Here is a 16,679-nt window from a genome sequence, read left to right on the forward strand (position 1 = left end):
TCGTGAATATAAACGTCGCAGATTTGTTAAACGGGAATTACATCCTGTTATTATTCGTTGTACTTGCCCTGGGGCTTTGTCTCGGGAAACTTCGTCTCGGGTCAGTACAACTTGGTAATTCTATTGGCGTTTTAGTGGTTTCATTATTATTAGGTCAGCAGCATTTCAGTATTAACACTGATGCGCTAAATCTGGGCTTTATGCTGTTTATTTTTTGCGTTGGCGTGGAAGCGGGTCCCAACTTTTTTTCTATTTTTTTCCGCGACGGAAAAAACTATCTAATGCTCGCCCTGGTGATGGTCGGCAGCGCGATGTTGCTGGCGATGGGGCTGGGAAAACTGTTCGGCTGGGACATCGGTCTGACCGCCGGGATGCTCGCAGGTGCGATGACATCAACGCCGGTGCTGGTCGGTGCGGGGGATACGCTACGGCACTTTGGCCTGCCCAGCGATCGGCTGGCGCTCTCCCTCGACCACCTGAGTCTGGGCTACGCCCTGACCTATCTGATTGGTCTCGTCAGTCTGATCGTCGGCGCGCGCTATATGCCGAAGCTGCAGCATCAGGATCTGCAAACCAGCGCCCAGCAGATTGCGCGTGAACGCGGGCTCGATACCGACTCCAAACGTAAAGTCTACCTGCCGGTGATCCGGGCCTATCGCGTCGGCCCGGAGCTGGTCGCCTGGGCTGACGGTAAAAATCTGCGCGAGCTGGGGATTTACCGGCAAACCGGCTGCTACATTGAGCGTATTCGCCGTAACGGTATTCTGGCGAACCCGGATGGCGATGCCGTCCTGCAGATGGGCGATGATATCGCGCTGGTGGGTTACCCGGACGCCCATGCCCGCCTTGATCCCAGCTTCCGTAACGGCAAAGAGGTCTTCGACCGCGATCTGCTGGATATGCGCATCGTCACCGAAGAGATCGTGGTGAAAAACCACAACGCCGTAGGCCGCCGTCTGGCGCAGCTGAAGCTGACCGATCACGGCTGCTTCTTAAACCGCGTCATCCGCAGCCAGATTGAAATGCCGATCGACGATAACGTGGTGCTCAACAAAGGCGACGTGTTACAGGTCAGCGGCGATGCGCGACGCGTCAAAACCGTTGCCGACCGCATCGGCTTTATCTCCATTCACAGCCAGGTGACCGACCTGCTCGCCTTCTGCGCCTTCTTTATCGTCGGGCTGATGATCGGCATGATCACCTTCCAGTTCAGCTCTTTCAGCTTTGGTATCGGTAACGCGGCGGGGCTGCTGTTTGCCGGGATTATGCTCGGTTTCCTGCGCGCCAACCACCCGACCTTCGGCTATATTCCGCAGGGCGCGCTGAATATGGTGAAAGAGTTCGGCCTGATGGTCTTTATGGCCGGGGTCGGTCTGAGCGCCGGCGCCGGGATTGGTCACGGCCTGGGCGCCATCGGCGGCCAGATGCTGGCGGCGGGTCTTATCGTCAGCCTGGTGCCGGTGGTAATTTGCTTCTTGTTTGGCGCCTATGTGCTGCGTATGAACCGCGCGATGTTGTTTGGCGCCATGATGGGGGCGCGCACCTGCGCTCCGGCGATGGAAATTATCAGCGACACCGCGCGCAGCAACATTCCGGCGCTGGGCTACGCGGGCACCTATGCGATTGCCAACGTGCTGCTGACCCTGGCAGGGACGCTGATTGTCATCATCTGGCCAGGGCTACAGTAAATATTTAAGAAAAAAATGGATAGAGGCAGAACTTTTCTCTTGGGCATCAGTCATAAGTAGTGCCACTGCTTTTCTTTGATGTCCCCATTTTGTGGAGCCCATCAACCCCGCCATTTTGGTTCAAGGTTGATGGGTTTTTTGTTGCCTGAATTTTATCATCTTTAAAATTATTCAGTGACAACCGCCGGGTGCTGCCATTGGCGATAGCACGGCGACCACCGCCACATCAGCCGGGCATCCTCCCGGGACCGTGCTCCTCACCCCACCATTTCTGCTGTGCCGGGCCTCACGAATGCGTTGCCCTCCCCTTAACCACCAGGTGATGTACACTGGTACGCCGGGTGAAGCGCCAGAGTTGCACGCGTCATCAGCCAGGAACAGGGCGATTCGTTCGCGACTCCTCCCGCTTGCCCCACAGGTCAAATCATACCAATAAGGAATGTTTACCACAGGAGATGTTGATGCCCGCTTTCCCCTCTGACTTTACGATGTTTGTTTCTGAGTTCTCCGGCGCACCGCTGAGCACGACTGTCGCTGCCCTGACCGTTCTCGCCTTTCTGTTCCAGCCAGTGCGAAAAGCAGTCAATGGGATTTTCAAATATAAAAAAGGCCACAGCATCGTGTTAAAGAATGCAGGGGTGCCCCCCTTCATTTTGAACTTCTTTGCCATCTCCATCCCATTGAAAAAACTGCCCTCGACAGGCAGGCCCGAGAAATTAATCACCCTCTTGTTCTCAGCTATTTTTGGATGGTCTTTGTGGTATTTTGTCCCACCGCTTATGCAAACGATTACCGCCCCGCCAGACACGGCACTGTTGATTTGGAAAAAGTCAGGCGATCGCTTTTATGTTTCTAAAACAACCGCAACGGAGGCCACGGTGCTGGCGGCACCTCGATGGACCATCTCAGCAAACGACTGTCAAGCCAATACAGCCCCGCCGAAAAACACCGCCAGCGTCCTGGACCGCGAATACCGTCATGATCTTTGCCGCTTGCTGACAACAGCCGAAGGCAAGGAGTATTTAGACGAATCAATAAAAAACTTCAATAAAGAAATAATGATCACTTACTCATTCATTTTTATTATTGAATTTATGCTGCTATGGCTGATGTCAGGATTCTGGTTAATGATTCACTACACCAATAAAGTCAGGCGCTTTATTTTGCTTGAACAACAAAAAGCGATTCATTGCGTCCAGGGCAACTTCGCACCGACAGGTATTTACGCCATCTATCAGGAGCTGGCGGAGAGGGACGCTCGCAGGCCCCGGCGGTAACGGCATTCTCCGTCGCATTGGCATCCTCCCGGTTATTGCGCATACTTTGACGAGTTCAGTCCGGTGAGAGGGAAAGGCGATGCTGGTAAAAGATAAAGTTGCCGCCATCTTCGGCGGCAGCGGTGCGATAGGCTCCGCCGTGGCGCATGCTATGGCGCGCGAGGGGGCGCGAGTCTACCTCGGCGCGCGTGATCGGCAGAAGCTGGATCGGGTGGCGGGTGAAATTCGGGCGGCGGGCGGCAGGGCCGAAACCTTTATCGTTGATCTCCTCGACGAACGATCGACCGCCGAGCGGATAGCGCAGCTGACGCAGCAGAGCGGCGGGCTCGACATCGTCGTCAATGCCACCGGCTTCGTCCATAATCAGGGCAAGGAAATCACGACGCTATCCCTCGCCGAGTTTATGCAGGGCATCACCCCGTTCCTGGCGGCCCAGTTCAACCTGGCGAAAGCCGTTACCCCCTATATGGGCGGCGCTCGCCCGGGCGTCATTATCACCGTCGTAGCTCCGGCGGCAACAATGGCCATTCCGGGCCACCTGGGCCATATCGTCGGCTGTGCGGGTAGCGAAGCTTTTATCAAAGCGCTCGCCAGCGAACTGGGGCCGAAGAATATCCGCGTCCTCGGCGTACGCTCGCACGCCATTACCGGCGCGGTGGAGGCCGGCTCTTACACTGCGGAAGTCTTTGCTGCAAAAGCGCAGGCGATGGGATTAACGGTCGAACAGTGGGTTGGCGGCGCAGCACACAGCACTATGCTCAAACGCTTGCCGACGCTGGCGCAGGTGGCCGATGTCATCACCTTTCTGGCATCCGATCGTGCCGACGCCATGACGGCAACGGTGGTTAATATGACGGCCGGCGCCACGACCGGCGGATAATCCTCGGGCAGGGCAATATCTCTGCGCGCAGCGCTTTAGCGGGCTACTCCCCCTCTCCGGCCAGGCGTCCGACCATCAGGCGGATAGCCTGCTTTGAGAGCGGCGCGCTATCGGTGACAAAATGCAGGGTCATTCCCTCGATAAACGCATCCAGCCCGCGAGCCGTAGCCGGCTCAAACCACTGCTCCAGCGTTTGCTGACTGCGCCGCATCCAATGCTGCATCACCGCCTTCAGCGCCGGCTGGCTGCTGCAAAACGCATACAGCTGATACATCAACTCCATATTTCGCGCGGTCGTCACCTGGGCGCTGAAAATCAGCTCGGCAATCGCATCGCAGGCCTCTTCACGGCTGCTGACCGAGGTAAAAAACTGCTGGTACTGTACGGACATATCGCGGGTAAAAATGCGAAACGCCTCTTCTATCAACGCTTCAATACCGCTGAAATAGTAGGTCAGCGAGCCTAGCGGAACCTCCGCGCAACTGGCAATTTTACGATGGGTGACCGCGTGAATCCCGTGGGTGGCAATGGTATCCAGCGTGGCCTGTAAAATGCGCTCCCGGCGCTGCGGATCGTTCGGTCGACGGGCCATATCTTTCCTCTTAGTCGCTGTCATGCGCATGCTATCGGTAGCAATGTCGCGCTCCCAGGCGCCCGGTTCTTGTCCGAATACGCATTCTGAAGAATATGTACAAATGTACACAGCCTTGCTACTGTTGTCTCCATCTTCTCATTCACAGGCGTTTACGGATGACAGCGCAAACCTCCCGCCGGGCCTTACAGCTCCGACTCTGGGCCCTCTTCATGTTCTTCTTTATCCCTGGATTGCTGATGGCCTCATGGGCTACCCGTACTCCGGCGATCCGTGACCTGCTGACGCTGTCAACGGCGGAAATGGGCATCGTTTTATTTGGCCTGTCGATTGGTTCGATGAGCGGGATTCTCTGCTCGGCGTGGCTGGTCAAACGTTTTGGCACCCGCAAGGTGATTCGCACCACCATGTCGTGCGCCGTGGTCGGCATGATAGTGCTCAGCGTGGCGCTGTGGCTCACCTCGGCGGTCCTGTTTGCCATCGGGCTGGCCATTTTCGGCGCCAGCTTCGGTTCGGCGGAGGTGGCTATTAACGTCGAAGGCGCCGCCGTCGAGCGCGAAATGAATAAAACCGTCCTGCCGATGATGCATGGATTTTACAGCTTCGGTACGCTGTTCGGCGCCGGCGTGGGGATGGCGGTGACCGGTTTTGGTCTGCCCGCCGCACCGCATATTCTGCTGGCTGCGCTGGTGGCGATTGCCCCGATTGCCATTGCGATTCGTGCCATCCCGGACGGGACCGGAAAAAATGCGGCAGAAAGCGCGCATCATGAAGAAAAAGGTCTGCCGGTATGGCGTGATGTTCAGCTGTTGCTGATTGGCGTCGTGGTGCTGGCGATGGCCTTTGCTGAAGGGTCTGCCAACGACTGGCTGCCGCTGCTGATGGTGGACGGTCACGGCTTCAGCCCCACCTCTGGCTCCTTGATTTACGCCGGCTTCACCCTCGGGATGACAATCGGTCGCTTTACCGGCGGCTGGTTTATCGATCGCTACAGCCGGGTCACGGTAGTACGCGCCAGCGCCCTTATGGGCGCGCTGGGCATCGGCCTGATCATCTTCGTCGACAACCCGTGGGTGGCAGGCGTCTCGGTACTGCTGTGGGGCCTTGGCGCATCGCTCGGTTTCCCGCTGACCATTTCCGCCGCCAGCGACACCGGCCCCGATGCGCCGAAGCGCGTCAGCGTGGTGGCGATAACCGGCTATCTTGCCTTCCTGGTCGGGCCGCCGCTGCTGGGCTTCCTTGGCGAACACTTCGGCCTGCGCAGCGCCATGATGGTGGTGCTGGGTCTGGTCATGGTAGCGGCGTTGGTCGCCAGAGCGGTGGCAAAACCACACAATGAACCTGTCATGGAGAACAGTTAATGAGCATCAAACTGATTGCGGTAGACATGGATGGCACCTTTTTAAGCGATGCCAAAACCTACAATCGCCCGCGTTTCCTGAACCAGTATCAGCGTATGCGCGAACAGAATATTCGCTTTGTCGTCGCCAGCGGCAACCAGTATTACCAGCTGATTTCATTTTTCCCGGACATCGCCCACGAGATAGCCTTTGTTGCTGAAAACGGCGGCTGGGTGGTCAGCGCCGGCGATGACGTTTTTAACTGTCAGTTGCCAAAAGATCATTTCCACACCGTCATCGACTATCTGCAGACGCTGTCCGATATTGAAATTATCGCCTGCGGTAAACGCAGCGCGTATACCCTGAATAGCTATAACGATGAGTTAAAGACGGTCGCCGCGAAATATTACCATCGCCTGCAGTTGGTGGATGACTTCAACCATATCGATGACGTGATACTGAAATTCGGCCTCAACGTGCCTGACCAGCTGATTCCACAAATCCAGCCGCAGCTACACGCGGCGTTGGGCGATATGGTGACCGCCGTGGCAACCGGCTACGGCAGCATCGATCTGATTATTCCCGGCGTGCACAAAGCCAACGGTCTGCGTATTTTGCAACAGCGCTGGGGCATTGATAATCATGAAGTCGTCGCTTTTGGCGACAGCGGAAACGATATTGAAATGCTGCAACATGCCGGATTTGGCTTTGCGATGGCCAACGCGGCAGCACCGGTGAAAGCCGTCGCCGGCTTCGATGCGCCGCATAACAATGAAGAAGGTGTGCTGCACATCATCGACAAAGTGCTGAATCGCGAAGCGCCGTTCGCCTGATCGTTGTCCGGGTGCGGCAGCCGTGCCCCACCCGGAACGCTTCGCCGCTAAGCCTGCGGGTCGTTGGAATTGCCGACGCTCTTATCTTTGAGGAAATAGACAATCATCGCCAGCCACATCACGCCGCTGAGCAAGTTAAACAGGCTGAATACCCCGCTACCACCCAGCTCATAGGCATGCTTACTGACCTCTATGCCGACGGTAAATATCAGCATCTGCAGCATCCCCATCGCGGCCGAAACCGTGCCTTTACTCATGTCACTGGCAAACAGCGTCAGGCGGACTAACCCGGCGTTCGCCAGACCAATCCCGAAGGCGTAGACGCTCAGCCCGGCGGTCATCCACAAATAAGCATGGGTCGATACCACCGTCGCCACCGCAGAGAGCAGCAGCCCGAACATAATCGGCCAGCCGCCGAGAATAATCAGCGAGCGCACCGTCCGCCGCGAGGTCAGTCGCGCCAGCACCAGGTTACCGGCAATCAGCGCGCCGAAAATCGGCACCTGCAGCAGGCCATACTCATAGCTGGTGGCCTTTTCGCCACTGATGATAATCACCGGTGACTGGGCAATCCACGCCAGCAGCGGCAGGCTGACAAAACCGGTCGCCAGCGCGCCGGCGACGAAGCGCAGATTCTTCAGCACCAGGCCATAATCGCGGCCCAGCTCTTTCATCGACAGCTTCTCGCCCATCCGCGTCGCGGTTTCCGGCATCGCGCGCTGCAGGCCCACAAAGGCAATAGCGGCCAGCACGGCAAACAGCACGAACATCATTTCCCACGGCAGGATGTGGACCCAGGCCGCCCCCACCAGCGGCCCCAGCAGCGGGGCAATCAGCGCAACGTTCGCCATCAGGGCGGTGATTTTGATGCACATCGCCTCCTCAAACGACTCCTGAATGGCGGCATATCCCACCGCGCCGATGAAGCACAAACTAATCCCCTGCAAAAAGCGCAGCAGCGTGAACTGCTCAATCGTCTGCGCCAGCAGCGTGGCCAAACAGGTGACGATAAACCACACCACCCCGGTGAGCATCACCGGTCGACGGCCGATACGATCCGACAGCGGCCCCAGCAGCCACTGCAAAAACATACCGCCGGCGAGATAGGCGGTCATCGAGGTCGGTACCCATTCATTACCGACCTGAAACTCTTCCACCACCGAGAGCATTCCCGGCTGGATCATGTCGTTGCCGATATAAGTGGAAAATTCGTATAACACCAGGCAGAGCGGGAAAAGAAGCGCCTGCCGTCCGAGGCGTTTGCCTGAAAGCGAATAGTTCTGCATGCAATCTCTTAGTTAAACAAAAATCGCGCAAAGTTTAATGAAAGTCTTGCGGAGGAGATAGTGAATTGTGAGTGACAATTAAAAATAGCGCAATCCGCCCTCAGCCGGCGGATATCGCCGCCATTTTAATTAAATCTGTCTATATTTCGTTTATATTTCAATTAGGTTACAGGCGATATACTCATCCTCTGCGGCATATTCACCACCACATGCCGCGCCACGGCTTCTTAACAAGCTGATAATTAAGACAATACTGCTTTACCTTATCGCCACCGTTTTTTAAGGTGGGCGGCTGATTGCTATCGGATACCAAGAGCCTGAATCTATGCTGGAAAATATCAACGACGCGCTGTTTGCCTTCATCAACGCCACCCCTGCCTCGCCCTCATGGGTCATCGCACTGGCAACATTCATTGCCAAAGACGTGATTCTGATTGTGCCTCTGCTGGCCGCGGCGCTGTGGCTCTGGGGACCAAACCAGCGGCAGCTGGTGTTTAAAGTACTCCTGGCGCTGGCGATTAGCCTGAGTCTGTCATGGATTTTTGGCCTGCTCTTCCCCCATGAGCGGCCGTTTGCCGCAGGCATCGGCTATCAGTTCCTGCATCACGCGCCGAATAACTCCTTCCCCAGCAATCACGGCACCATCAGCTTTACCTTTGCGCTGGCTTTCTTGTTCTGGCATCGCCTGTGGTCCGGGATCGCGCTGCTGGCAACTGCCGTGGCGATCGCCTGGTCCCGCGTCTATCTTGGCGTTCACTGGCCGCTGGATATGCTGGGCGGCCTGCTGACCGGGATGTGCGGCTGCCTGGCCGCCGGATTACTGTGGCAGGCCGGCGGTCAACCGCTGTATCAATACCTGCAGCAGCTGTATCGGGTTTGCTTTTCCCTGCCGATTCGCAAAGGCTGGGTGCGTGACTAACCCTCTTCCGGCAGGTAAAATTGCCCACTGACGCCCTGCCAATGCAGGGCGATTTCAGCGTAGAGGGAATATGGAAACACGTCGTGATGAACGTATCAGCCAGCTCATTCAGGCGCTCAAGCGCAGCGATAAGCTTCATTTAAAAGAGGCCGCCGCGCTCCTTGGCGTATCAGAAATGACCATTCGTCGCGACCTGAACGGCCATAATGGCCCGGTGGTGTTGTTAGGCGGCTATATCGTTCTCGAACCGCGCAGCGCAACCCATTACCTGCTCAGCGACCAGAAAACCCGTCTGGTGGATGAAAAACGCCGTGCCGCTCGTCACGCTGCCGCGCTGCTTGAAGCCCATCAGATGGCTTTTTTCGACTGTGGGACAACCACGCCCTGGATCATTGACGCGATCGATAACGCCCTGCCCTTTACCGGCGTCTGCTATTCGCTGAACACCTTTCTGGCGCTGCAGGAAAAACCCCAGTGTCGGGCCATTCTCTGCGGCGGCGAGTTCCATGCCAGCAATGCCATTTTTAAACCGCTCAGTCTGCAGGATACGCTCAGCCATCTGTGCCCGGACATCGCCTTTTATTCAGCGGCCGGCATCGACTGTGCGCAGGGCGCCACCTGCTATAACCTCGAGGAGCTGCCGGTTAAACACTGGGCGATGAGCAGCGCGCGCTATCACGTGCTGGTTGTCGATCACAGTAAATTTGGCAAAGTCAGACCGGCGCGGATGGGCGATTTATCGCGTTTTGATGTGATTGCCAGCGATGTCTGTCCGGATGAGGATCTGCTTGCGCTGGCGAAAGAAAAGCAGATTTCACTGCTCTACTGACCGCGCCCCGCAGGGCGCGGCCTGTCGGTTAAGAGAACCAGCTACCGAACCAGCCGTGCAGTTTCATCAGCACGAAGTCCATCATCCGGCTAAAGAAACCGCCTTCATTGACCGCTTCCATGACGATAAGCGGGCGCTGCTCGATGGTTTTATCATTGAGCTTAAAGTCGATGGTGCCGACCACCTGTCCTTTGCTAAGCGGCGCCGTCAGCTGCGTATCCGTCAGGGTATAGCTGGCTTTCAGGTTTTTCAGCTGCCCGCGCGGCAGGGTAATCGAACCGGCTTCGCCGGCCCCGAGTTTGGCTTCGTTGCTGTCGCCAAACCAGACGCGCTGGGTGATAAAGGTGGCATCCGGCTTAATCGGCGTCACGGTCTCATAGAAACGGAAGCCCCAGGTCAGCAGCTTTTCGGATTCATTAAAACGAATACGGTCGGTCTTGGTACCGAGCACCACGGCAATCAGACGCATGTCTCCCTGGGTAGCCGAGGAGACCAGGTTGTAGCCAGCGCCGGCGGTGGTCCCTGTTTTGACGCCATCCGCGTTCAGGTTTGAGCTCCACAGCAGGCGGTTACGGTTCGGCTGACGAATCTTATTGAAGGTGAACTCTTTCTCTTTATGAATGGCGTACTCTTCAGGGACGTCATGAATCATCGCTTTGGTCAGCAGCGCCATGTCACGCGCGGTACTAAACTGGCCTGGCGCATCCAGGCCGTGCACGGTCATAAAGGTGGTATTGGTCAGCCCCATTTTTTGCGCATAGCCGTTCATCAGGCTGACGAATGCATCCTGGCTCCCCGCCACGTAGTCGGCGATCGCGATACTGGCATCGTTGCCGGACTGGATAATCACGCCTTTATTCAGGTCTTCGACCGAAACCTGCATCCCCGGTTTAAGGAACATCACCGATGACCCGCGCAGCGCCGGGTTACCGGTAGCCCAGGCATCGCGACCGACGGTGACCATATCGGTGGACTTAATCTTGCCCGCCTTCAGCGCCTGCCCGACGACATAGCTGGTCATGATCTTGGTCAGACTTGCCGGGTCGAGTTTTTCATCGGCGTTGCCCTCGCTCAGCACTTTACCGCTGGCGTAATCCATCAGGATCCAGGCTCGGGCATCGATCGATGGGGCATCGGGGAGTTGTTCCGCAGCCTGCACCGCAGGTGCCACAAGAACGAGAAGAGCGCAGCCTGCCACGAGGCCGCGAAGGGAAAAAGCGTCATGCGTCATAAGAGCCACCCAAGTATCCTTTCCAAACAAAATATGCCGCAGCACTCTATCGGCGCAACAGCAGCCGGTGAGTAAAGCGTACAAATGACCTTAAAGAAACAGCGAGTTGGTAAAGTTTTTAAAGTTTACGCAATAACCTCGCCCCCTGCTGAAAACAGAGCAATTTTTTTGATCATGATTGCCTAAATATTATCTTTATTCCAACATGATTGCTCACCATGCTGCAACGGCGGCTCAATAACAGGCAGGAACCAATATGATTACGCTATGGGGCAGAAATAACTCGACGAATGTGAAGAAAGTACGCTGGGTGCTGGCGGAGCTGGGTCTTCCCTATCAGCATATTATGGCAGGGCTGGAGTTTGGCTTAAATCATGACCCGGAGTATCTGGCGATGAACCCGAATGGTCTGGTGCCGCTGTTGAAAGATGATGCCAGTGATCTCGTCCTTTGGGAATCGAATGCCATTATTCGCTATCTGGCCGCCGAGTATGGCCAGGATCGTTTATGGGTCACTTCGCCGCGCAAGCGCGCGCAGAGCGATAAATGGATGGACTGGGCAAACGGTTCGCTGTCTCCCGCCCACCGTCCGGTATTAATGGGGCTGGTCAGAACGCCGGCGGATAAGCGTGACCCGGCGTCCATCGCCGCCGGTATTGCCGCCTGTGAAGCGCTTTTGGCGATTCTTGATGATGAGCTGGCAACCTCTCCCTGGCTATCCGGAGAGGCCTTTGGCCTTGGCGACATCGCCGTAGCACCGTTCGTTTATAACCTGATGACGATTGTTGACAACTGGCAGCCGCACCCGCACCTGCAGCGTTGGTACCAGCAGCTTAACCAACGCCAGGCGTGGCGCGATGTGGTGATGATTCCGGTCACCTGATGCTAGTCGGCCGGACTGACCTTCAGCAGTTCGCCGTTGGACTCGTCGGTTAACACATACAGATAGCCGTCGGGTCCGACGCGCACATCGCGGATCCGCTTGCCGCGATCGCCCAGAATACGCGCCTCTTCGCTCACTTTATCGCCATCCACCTTCAGAACAATCAGCGACTGGTCCTTCAGCGCCCCGATAAACAGCTTGTGCTGCCACTGCGGGAAGGTCGGCGCTGCGTAGAAAGCCATCCCGCTTACCGCCGGAGACCGCTTCCAGACGAAAAGCGGCGCTTCAGTTCCGGCGACCGCCGTGCCCTGTGCTTCGGGAATCGCCAGACCGCTGTAGTTGACGCCATGGGTCGCCAGCGGCCAGCCGTAGTTCTTGCCCTTCTGCGGAATATTGATCTCGTCGCCGCCGCGCGGCCCGTGTTCGTTGAGCCACAGCGTATCGGTCCACGGATTCATCGCCATTCCCTGCGGATTGCGGATGCCATAAGACCAGATCTCCGGCCTCGCCCCCGCGCGATGAACAAAAGGATTATCGGCAGGCACTTTGCCGTCCTGGGTCAGACGCACCACTTTTCCCTGCAGTTTATCCAGATCCTGCGCCGTGGGACGTTGGTTATTTTCGCCCAGGCCGATGAATAAATATCCTTTGCCATCAAAAACCAGGCGCCCGCCGAAATGGTTGCCGGTGGAGAGCTTCGGCTGTTGGCGGAAGACAACCTGAAAATGTTCCAGCTGCTGAAGGTTGTCGCTCAGGCGGCCATAACCTACGGCGGTACCGGCTTTGCCGTCATCGCCGACTTCAGCAAAACTCAGCCAGACCCGGCGGGAGTGGGCGAAATCCGGCGCCAGCGCCACGTCAAGCAATCCTCCCTGGCCGCTGGCCCAGACCGGCGGGACGCCGGTTATCGCGGCCGAAAGACCTTCCCCCTGCCGCCAGCGCTTCAGTTCGCCCGAACGCAGGGTAATCAGGATTCCCTGGTCATCGGGCAGAAAGGCCAGCGCCCACGGATGGGCAAGCTGATTTTGCAATACCTCAACGCGCACCTTCCCGGCGAGGGTCACGGCGGGAAATAACAGGGTGGCGAGCATCAGCGAAATGGCAACCTGGCGCATAGCATTCTCCTTTCATCGGCAATAGTTTCGGCAATGCGCTAAGGGTAGCCAGCGGGGAACATCAGGAGGGGATTTTTACATAACATTAAGCAGGGGGAGCTCGCCTCCCCCTGAATTCAGACGTGGGTCACTGACGCCTGTTTATTCAGTTTATGAATATTCATCGTCAGCTCTGCCAGACAGCGTTCTAGCGTCTCTACGTTAACCGCAATATACGACGGGCAATCATGATGCCCGCTCATCAGGCAAACCGCCGCAGACGCGATGGCTCCACCAGCAAGACGGAGAGCGTCCTTTTCTTCCGGTGCAAGAACGTGCTGCAACTGCAGCCCGTACTCACGCATTTCACCACACAGTTCGAACAAGTTATCACGCAGATGCTCATTTTCGCTGACTGACATATAGCCTTTCGCTTTGCGTAACTGCAAATAAGCGTCGAGATCAATATTGGCATTAATCAGCTTATTCAGAAGGTTACGATACAGTCTGTCAACGCTCATCATGGTTCCTCCTCTGTCATCCATTACCATTATTAGAATATGGTTATTTTTCGTACAAAAGGATGCGCGAGGTCAATAATTTCTGGTTAATTAACATCATTTACAATGTTACATTTATGTTCAAACTCGCGACCGCCCCTCTCTTTCATGCCCATGAACAAAACCAAAGAAAATGTTATACGCTCTCACAAAATAACCCGTCAACATGAACGTGTGAATGTCGATAAATAACTCTTTTTTGTCTCTAAGATCACAAATAACCATCATTTCAATTGATCAAAATTTCCAGCGGGTGTCATATCAGCGACATCAATGTAATACGTATAACATTTAATAAAAACACAATCTGCGGCCATTGCCCGCAGCACTAACTCCGATCCGCCTGAAGGAACTGAAATGATTACGCCCGGCAAAAGAAACTACATATTGTTGAGTCTTTTCGATTTCCTCTATCTATTCGCCTGGTCATCCACCATGGCGTTCTTTGTCATCTGGACGACACAGCATCTCGGCATCAGCGCCACCAAAACCGGTCTGCTGTACTCCGTCAACGCCTTTATTGCGCTGTTGATGCAGCCCTTTTTTGGCTTCATTGCCGATAAATTTGGCCTGAAAAAACGGCTTATCTGGATCCTGCTGGCCATGCTGCTGCCGGTCGGCCCGTTCTTTATTTATCTCTATGCCCCGCTGCTGGTCCACAGCTTCTGGCTGGGGGCCTTGTTGGGCGGTATCTACCTGGGGATGATTTTTAACTCCGGCTGCGGAGTGATCGATTCGTATATCGACAAAATTTCGCGTCGCTATCACTTTGAGTATGGTCGGGTGCGGATGTGGGGCTCGTTAGGTTGGGCCGCCGCCGCGTGGATTGTGGGAAAATACATCGACAGCAACCCCAATCTTGCCTTCTGGCTGGCCAGTATTGCCATTGTGATTGCCGCCTTCTGCTTCATGCTGACTAAAATTGAACTCACCGAAGCCGAGATGGAAAAAACCAGCGCGCTGAAGGTCTCCCATGCGCTGGAGCTGGCAAAAAACGGGCAGTTCTGGATGCTGCTGATCTTTACCTTATTCGTTACGCAGATTTATGACACCTACGATCAGCAGTTTGCGCAGTACTTCTCATTGCAGTTCCCTACTCCGGAAGAAGGCAACCGCTGGTACGGAATTCTGGCCTCCATCCAGGTCTGCGGTGAAACGCTCTTTCTGTGCCTGATGCCGTGGTTTGTTAACCGTACCGGGGCCAAGTGGGCGCTGATTATTGCCGGATTGATTATGTCGGTACGCATCGTGGGTTCCGCCATCCCGCTTGGTCCGGTGTGGATTGGCGCGGTGAAAATGATGCACGCGCTGGAAAAACCACTCATCCTGGTTTCAGTATTTAAATTCATCGCCGCCAACTTCGACCATAAGTTGTCATCAACGGTCTATTTGCTGGTGCTGTTTGTAGCCTCCATCGCCACTGCGATTTACTCGCCGCTGGCCGGCTACCTGTATGACACCATCGGTTTCGCGCATACTTATTATATTCTCGGCGGCATCGCCGGACTCTTCACCCTGATATCGATTTTCACCCTCCGCGATAAGCGAGAACCCACCGCCCCTGGCGCGGCACCGGCAGGAGGCGTCGCGCAGCCATAACGAACCAGCCGCCCGGGAGGATCTCCCGGGCTTTTTCATCATCTGTCACACCGTGGCTATACTCTTTTTCATAAAGATCTGTAAAATTCCTGCCCTGACCATTCCAATAATCGAACACTTTTTAAACTATGAGCAATGTAACGCATCAGCCGAAGATCGGCTTTGTCTCTCTGGGCTGCCCGAAAAACCTCGTGGACTCAGAACGCATCCTGACCGAACTGCGTACCGAAGGTTATGACGTGGTCCCCACCTACGACAATGCCGATATGGTTATCGTCAACACCTGCGGCTTTATCGACAGCGCCGTTCAGGAGTCTCTGGAAGCCATTGGCGAAGCGTTAAAAGAAAATGGCAAAGTAATTGTGACCGGCTGCCTGGGCGCGAAAGAAGACCAGATTCGCGAAGTGCATCCGAAAGTACTGGAGATAACCGGGCCGCACAGCTATGAACAGGTTCTGCAACATGTCCACCACTATACGCCGAAGCCTAAACACAACCCGTTCCTGAGCCTGGTGCCGGAACAGGGCGTGAAGCTCACGCCGCGTCATTACGCCTACCTGAAAATTTCCGAAGGCTGTAACCATCGCTGCACCTTCTGCATTATCCCGTCGATGCGTGGCGATCTCGTCAGCCGTCCAATTGGTGAAGTGCTGTCCGAGGCCAAACGTCTGGCCGATGCCGGCGTCAAAGAGCTGCTGGTCATCTCTCAGGATACCTCCGCCTACGGTGTCGATGTGAAGCACCGTACCGGCTTCCACGACGGCGCGCCGGTTAAAACCAGCATGGTCAGCCTGTGCGAAGAGCTGGCTAAACTGGGTATCTGGGTCCGTCTGCACTACGTCTACCCGTACCCGCACGTCGATGACGTCATTCCACTGATGGCGGAAGGTAAAATTCTGCCGTATCTGGATATCCCGCTGCAGCATGCCAGCCCGCGCATTCTGAAACTGATGAAACGCCCGGGTTCTGCCGACCGTCAGCTGGCGCGCATTAAGCAGTGGCGTGAAATCTGCCCTGACCTGACCCTGCGTTCGACCTTCATCGTTGGCTTCCCGGGCGAAACGGAAGAAGATTTCCAGATGCTGCTCGACTTCCTGAAAGAGGCTCGCCTTGACCGCGTTGGCTGCTTTAAGTACAGCCCGGTCGAAGGGGCGACCGCTAACGAGCTGGCGGATCAGGTGCCTGAAGAGGTGAAAGAAGAGCGCTGGAACCGCTTTATGCAGCTGCAGCAGCAGATCTCCGCCGAACGCCTGCAGGAGAAGGTCGGCCGCGAGATCACGGTGCTGATCGATGAAGTGGACGAAGAAGGCGCCATTGGCCGCAGTATGGCCGATGCTCCGGAAATCGACGGTGCGGTCTACCTGAACGGCGAAACGAAGGTCAAACCTGGCGACGTAGTCCGTGTGAAAGTCGAACACGCCGACGAATACGATCTGTGGGGCAGCCGGGTTTAATTCCACCCTCTGATCGTATCCCGGACGGCGGCGCTAAAGCGCCTTATCCGGGCGACACAAAACCGCACTAATCCGTAGCCCCGGTAAGCGACAGCGCTACCGGGAGAATAAGCCGCAGAGGATTAACGTGCGGAGCGGGTTCCCGGATGTGGTGCTAACGCACCAGCCCGGGCGACAAAACCGCACTAATACGTAGCCCCGGTAAGCGACAGCG

Annotated in this window: 15 protein-coding genes; 10 read left to right on the forward strand and 5 right to left on the reverse strand. The window is 56.0% G+C overall.

Features of this window, described 5'->3' with window-relative positions:
• Window positions 1-2: 2 nt before the first annotated feature.
• The 3 genes from BV390_RS02975 (at window position 3) to BV390_RS02985 (ending at window position 3,845) form a co-directional block, all read left to right on the forward strand.
• Window positions 3-1,688 carry an aspartate:alanine antiporter gene (locus tag BV390_RS02975; protein WP_004859941.1) on the forward strand — a complete coding sequence of 562 codons (1,686 nt, stop codon included), beginning with the start codon at window positions 3-5 and terminating at the stop codon, window positions 1,686-1,688.
• A 461-nt stretch (window positions 1,689-2,149) separates the two neighbouring features.
• Window positions 2,150-2,965: a DUF6216 family protein gene (locus tag BV390_RS02980; RefSeq protein WP_085396554.1), complete on the forward strand. Its 816-nt coding sequence runs from the start codon at window positions 2,150-2,152 to the stop codon at window positions 2,963-2,965.
• Between the two features lie 79 nt (window positions 2,966-3,044).
• Window positions 3,045-3,845 (forward strand): SDR family NAD(P)-dependent oxidoreductase, encoded by an 801-nt coding sequence (locus BV390_RS02985; protein WP_046852867.1) that lies wholly within the window; start codon window positions 3,045-3,047, stop codon window positions 3,843-3,845.
• 43 nt (window positions 3,846-3,888) lie between these two features.
• Here BV390_RS02985 and BV390_RS02990 read toward each other — a convergent pair whose 3' ends face one another.
• Entirely contained in the window at window positions 3,889-4,437 is a 549-nt protein-coding gene (locus BV390_RS02990) for a TetR/AcrR family transcriptional regulator (RefSeq protein WP_032697664.1), read from the reverse strand.
• A 158-nt stretch (window positions 4,438-4,595) separates the two neighbouring features.
• On the opposite strand from BV390_RS02990, the gene BV390_RS02995 reads away from it, so the two are divergent.
• A complete protein-coding gene (locus BV390_RS02995; RefSeq protein WP_032688673.1) occupies window positions 4,596-5,798 on the forward strand; it encodes an MFS transporter in 1,203 nt (400 codons plus the stop codon).
• Entirely contained in the window at window positions 5,798-6,610 is an 813-nt protein-coding gene (locus BV390_RS03000; protein WP_032700498.1) for a Cof-type HAD-IIB family hydrolase, read from the forward strand. Before BV390_RS02995 ends, BV390_RS03000 begins: the two co-directional genes overlap by 1 nt.
• Window positions 6,611-6,657: 47 nt before the next feature.
• On the opposite strand, the gene BV390_RS03005 is transcribed toward BV390_RS03000, so the two are convergent.
• Window positions 6,658-7,896 carry an MFS transporter gene (locus BV390_RS03005; protein WP_032697667.1) on the reverse strand — a complete coding sequence of 413 codons (1,239 nt, stop codon included), beginning with the start codon at window positions 7,894-7,896 and terminating at the stop codon, window positions 6,658-6,660.
• A 325-nt stretch (window positions 7,897-8,221) separates the two neighbouring features.
• Between BV390_RS03005 and ybjG the strand changes: the two genes are divergently transcribed.
• Complete coding sequence (gene ybjG / locus BV390_RS03010; protein ID WP_032700499.1) at window positions 8,222-8,815, forward strand: undecaprenyl-diphosphate phosphatase; 594 nt, start codon at window positions 8,222-8,224, stop codon at window positions 8,813-8,815.
• Between the two features lie 70 nt (window positions 8,816-8,885).
• Window positions 8,886-9,644, forward strand: a complete 759-nt coding sequence (gene deoR, locus BV390_RS03015) for a DNA-binding transcriptional repressor DeoR (protein WP_032688678.1) — start codon at window positions 8,886-8,888, stop codon at window positions 9,642-9,644.
• 28 nt (window positions 9,645-9,672) lie between these two features.
• On the opposite strand, the gene dacC is transcribed toward deoR, so the two are convergent.
• The gene (gene dacC / locus BV390_RS03020; protein ID WP_015584824.1) at window positions 9,673-10,875 is read right to left on the reverse strand and encodes a serine-type D-Ala-D-Ala carboxypeptidase; all 1,203 of its coding nucleotides are present in this window, start codon (window positions 10,873-10,875) and stop codon (window positions 9,673-9,675) included.
• A gap of 256 nt (window positions 10,876-11,131) precedes the next feature.
• Between dacC and BV390_RS03025 the strand changes: the two genes are divergently transcribed.
• A complete protein-coding gene (locus BV390_RS03025) occupies window positions 11,132-11,758 on the forward strand; it encodes a glutathione S-transferase family protein (RefSeq protein ID WP_064384481.1) in 627 nt (208 codons plus the stop codon).
• Window positions 11,759-11,760: 2 nt separating this feature from the next.
• Here the strand turns inward: BV390_RS03025 and BV390_RS03030 are convergent, their stop codons facing one another.
• Together BV390_RS03030 and bssR are read right to left on the reverse strand one after the other, a co-directional pair.
• Window positions 11,761-12,849 (reverse strand): PQQ-dependent sugar dehydrogenase, encoded by a 1,089-nt coding sequence (locus tag BV390_RS03030; RefSeq protein ID WP_369804289.1) that lies wholly within the window; start codon window positions 12,847-12,849, stop codon window positions 11,761-11,763.
• A gap of 140 nt (window positions 12,850-12,989) precedes the next feature.
• Complete coding sequence (gene bssR / locus BV390_RS03035) at window positions 12,990-13,373, reverse strand: biofilm formation regulator BssR (protein WP_032688759.1); 384 nt, start codon at window positions 13,371-13,373, stop codon at window positions 12,990-12,992.
• 399 nt (window positions 13,374-13,772) lie between these two features.
• Between bssR and BV390_RS03040 the strand changes: the two genes are divergently transcribed.
• Together BV390_RS03040 and rimO are read left to right on the forward strand one after the other, a co-directional pair.
• On the forward strand, window positions 13,773-15,011 hold the full coding sequence (locus BV390_RS03040; protein ID WP_162180119.1) for an oligosaccharide MFS transporter: 1,239 nt from the start codon (window positions 13,773-13,775) through the stop codon (window positions 15,009-15,011).
• Between the two features lie 128 nt (window positions 15,012-15,139).
• Window positions 15,140-16,465: a 30S ribosomal protein S12 methylthiotransferase RimO gene (gene rimO, locus BV390_RS03045; protein ID WP_032688683.1), complete on the forward strand. Its 1,326-nt coding sequence runs from the start codon at window positions 15,140-15,142 to the stop codon at window positions 16,463-16,465.
• Window positions 16,466-16,679 lie beyond the last annotated feature (214 nt).

Source organism: Klebsiella sp. YJ (assembly GCF_002108615.1).
In the GTDB taxonomy this organism is placed as follows: domain Bacteria; phylum Pseudomonadota; class Gammaproteobacteria; order Enterobacterales; family Enterobacteriaceae; genus Klebsiella; species Klebsiella planticola.

Excerpts from the sequence above, each read along its gene's own strand:
- BV390_RS02980 (WP_085396554.1), top strand. The coding sequence starts at position 2,150 with ATGCCCGCTTTCCCCTCTGACTTTACGATGTTTGTTTCTGAGTTCTCC.
- BV390_RS02985 (WP_046852867.1), top strand. The coding sequence starts at position 3,045 with ATGCTGGTAAAAGATAAAGTTGCCGCCATCTTCGGCGGCAGCGGTGCG.
- BV390_RS02990 (WP_032697664.1), bottom strand. The coding sequence starts at position 4,437 with ATGGCCCGTCGACCGAACGATCCGCAGCGCCGGGAGCGCATTTTACAG.
- BV390_RS02995 (WP_032688673.1), top strand. The coding sequence starts at position 4,596 with ATGACAGCGCAAACCTCCCGCCGGGCCTTACAGCTCCGACTCTGGGCC.
- BV390_RS03000 (WP_032700498.1), top strand. The coding sequence starts at position 5,798 with ATGAGCATCAAACTGATTGCGGTAGACATGGATGGCACCTTTTTAAGC.
- BV390_RS03005 (WP_032697667.1), bottom strand. The coding sequence starts at position 7,896 with ATGCAGAACTATTCGCTTTCAGGCAAACGCCTCGGACGGCAGGCGCTT.
- ybjG (WP_032700499.1), top strand. The coding sequence starts at position 8,222 with ATGCTGGAAAATATCAACGACGCGCTGTTTGCCTTCATCAACGCCACC.
- deoR (WP_032688678.1), top strand. The coding sequence starts at position 8,886 with ATGGAAACACGTCGTGATGAACGTATCAGCCAGCTCATTCAGGCGCTC.
- dacC (WP_015584824.1), bottom strand. The coding sequence starts at position 10,875 with ATGACGCATGACGCTTTTTCCCTTCGCGGCCTCGTGGCAGGCTGCGCT.
- BV390_RS03025 (WP_064384481.1), top strand. The coding sequence starts at position 11,132 with ATGATTACGCTATGGGGCAGAAATAACTCGACGAATGTGAAGAAAGTA.
- BV390_RS03030 (WP_369804289.1), bottom strand. The coding sequence starts at position 12,849 with ATGCTCGCCACCCTGTTATTTCCCGCCGTGACCCTCGCCGGGAAGGTG.
- bssR (WP_032688759.1), bottom strand. The coding sequence starts at position 13,373 with ATGAGCGTTGACAGACTGTATCGTAACCTTCTGAATAAGCTGATTAAT.
- rimO (WP_032688683.1), top strand. The coding sequence starts at position 15,140 with ATGAGCAATGTAACGCATCAGCCGAAGATCGGCTTTGTCTCTCTGGGC.